This window comes from Microcystis sp. M53603_WE2 (assembly GCF_030065435.1).
In genome coordinates, this window is sequence record NZ_JASJFF010000094.1 from 1 (window position 1) to 1,958 (window position 1,958).

General features: G+C 41.0%; 1 protein-coding gene and 2 pseudogenes. All 3 read left to right on the top strand.

All coding sequences use genetic code 11. The features are described 5' to 3' along the window. Positions 1-183, top strand: a pseudogene (locus PX481_RS02220) (DNA adenine methylase); the annotation flags it as partial. A gap of 143 nt (positions 184-326) precedes the next feature. Then, positions 327-770 (top strand): annotated as a pseudogene (locus PX481_RS02225) (transposase family protein); the annotation flags it as partial. 216 nt (positions 771-986) lie between these two features. Beyond that, on the top strand, positions 987-1,562 hold the full coding sequence (locus PX481_RS02230; RefSeq protein ID WP_288024013.1) for a Uma2 family endonuclease: 576 nt from the start codon (positions 987-989) through the stop codon (positions 1,560-1,562). Positions 1,563-1,958 lie beyond the last annotated feature (396 nt).

Below are 1,958 nucleotides of genomic sequence, written 5' to 3' on the forward strand. Positions count from 1 at the left end.
CGTTTTGCCGATAATATGCGTCAATGTCAGGCTAAATGGTTAATTACCTACGATGATTGTCCAGAGATACGAAAACTCTTTGATTTTGCCCATATTATCGAGTGGAATCTTCAGTATGGCATGAATAATTATAAACAAGGACAGGCAGCGGCGGGGAGAGAATTAATGATCAAAAATTATTAGTGCGATGCCGAAGGCACTGAGTAGCAGTAAGCTAATTTTATAGGTTGGGTTGACGACTGTTACCCAACACCCTCGAAAGCAAGAGGCTCTTCTAGGTTCTGTGTGAGCATGGTATAATAGTAATACAGGACAGGAGGTGGGTTATGTGGATAAATTTTGATCAACTCCTCGATTTACCAAATGTAACAGTGGTCAATTATCAAAAAATTGATCAGACAATTTTCCTAAAGCTCGCTCTTTTAAATGAAACAATTGAATGTCCGAATTGTCATCAAATATTGGACAGAATCAATCAGACAGAGTACAATCTAGTCAGAGATTTATCAATATTAGGCAATCTGGTATATTTAGAAGTACCACGCCGCCAGTTTCATTGTCAAAAGTGCCAAAAGTATATTAGCGAAAGATTGAGTTTTATGAGATTAAGACAGCATCATACAATCCGCTATGAATCGATGATTTATGAGAGAGTAAAAAATTCTAGTATCGAAGAAATAAGTCGAGAAGAAGGGTTAGGATCGTAAGAAGTTGGGTTAATATTTAATCACTTTGCTAAAGAACTAGAAAAGGAAGAGTGGGAAGCGCCATAACCAAGGTGAGAGCATCTGAAAAGCTATTGACAATTGGCCAATTTTGTGATCCCCGTGGGCATTTCCAGTGATACCAGTCAGTCAGAATAGTTAAGAAATCGACCGATTTGATTGAGAGGGCAAATTCTCATCAAATATACCTGAATCGTCGGTAAGCAACCCAGATAAAGTTCATTTATAATAAAGTCACAAAAAAAACCTTTGCTTGAACCGATGACGACTTCCTTGACTGAGAGTCTCACCCTTGAAGATTTCCTCAAATTGCCATATTTGGAGGATTCTCCAGCATGGGAATACTTGCATGGAGTCGCAATTCAGAAACCCATGCCTAAGACTCGACACTCTATCCTGCAAAAACGTCTTTTAGCTGAGGTTGACAGCCATACTGTTGATTATACAGCCTTACCTGAGTTGCGATGTACCTTCGGCGGGCGTTCGCTCGTTCCTGATGTTGCCGTAATTGCATGGAATCGAATTAACCTCAATCAAGCAGGTGAACCAGAGGACGACTTTACCGAAGCACCTGATTGGACTATCGAAATTCTTTCACCTGATCAAAAGGTAAACCGTGTAATTGACAACATTTTACATTGTTTAAAACATGGCAGTAAATTAGGATGGATGCTTGATCCAGATGATTATTCTGTTTTAATGTTTACTCCCCAACAAGAGCCGGAAGTTTGCAGAGGGGATCACCAGCTTAAGGTAATTGCAGGGGTTCAGTTGACACTGACTCCACAACAAATCTTTGCATGGCTAAAAGTTGGTCAAGCTAGACAAAGTAAGTAGAAGTCGGGGGAGAAGCACGAGGACTAACTTGGTCGTTAGACGGAATTCAATGCTTTTAAGGTTAAGTAAGTGGTTATAATTAAATTGAAGATAGATTTTGTCTTTGATCCCCCCTGCCTCCTTGATAAGGGTGGTATCTGATAATTTTTAACACCTACCTACTTAGGGTTTGCGGCAAAAAGCTTTTCCTGGGGGCAGGGTGTGGCCCCCCCAACCCCCCCGACATCGGGGGGGGCAGGTGGGGTGTGGGGTTTTACCAGTTTTGAGGTGGTCAACTACCTAATTTTCAGGGAAAAAGTACCTGAATTTTCCCCCGATCCCCGCAATGGCTGGCACGTTTTGAGGGTAAAAAAGTCCAAAAGTCTTATCCAACAAGGTTTTTAGATTTATTCAGCA

Excerpts from the sequence above, each read along its gene's own strand:
- PX481_RS02230 (WP_288024013.1), top strand. The coding sequence starts at position 987 with ATGACGACTTCCTTGACTGAGAGTCTCACCCTTGAAGATTTCCTCAAA.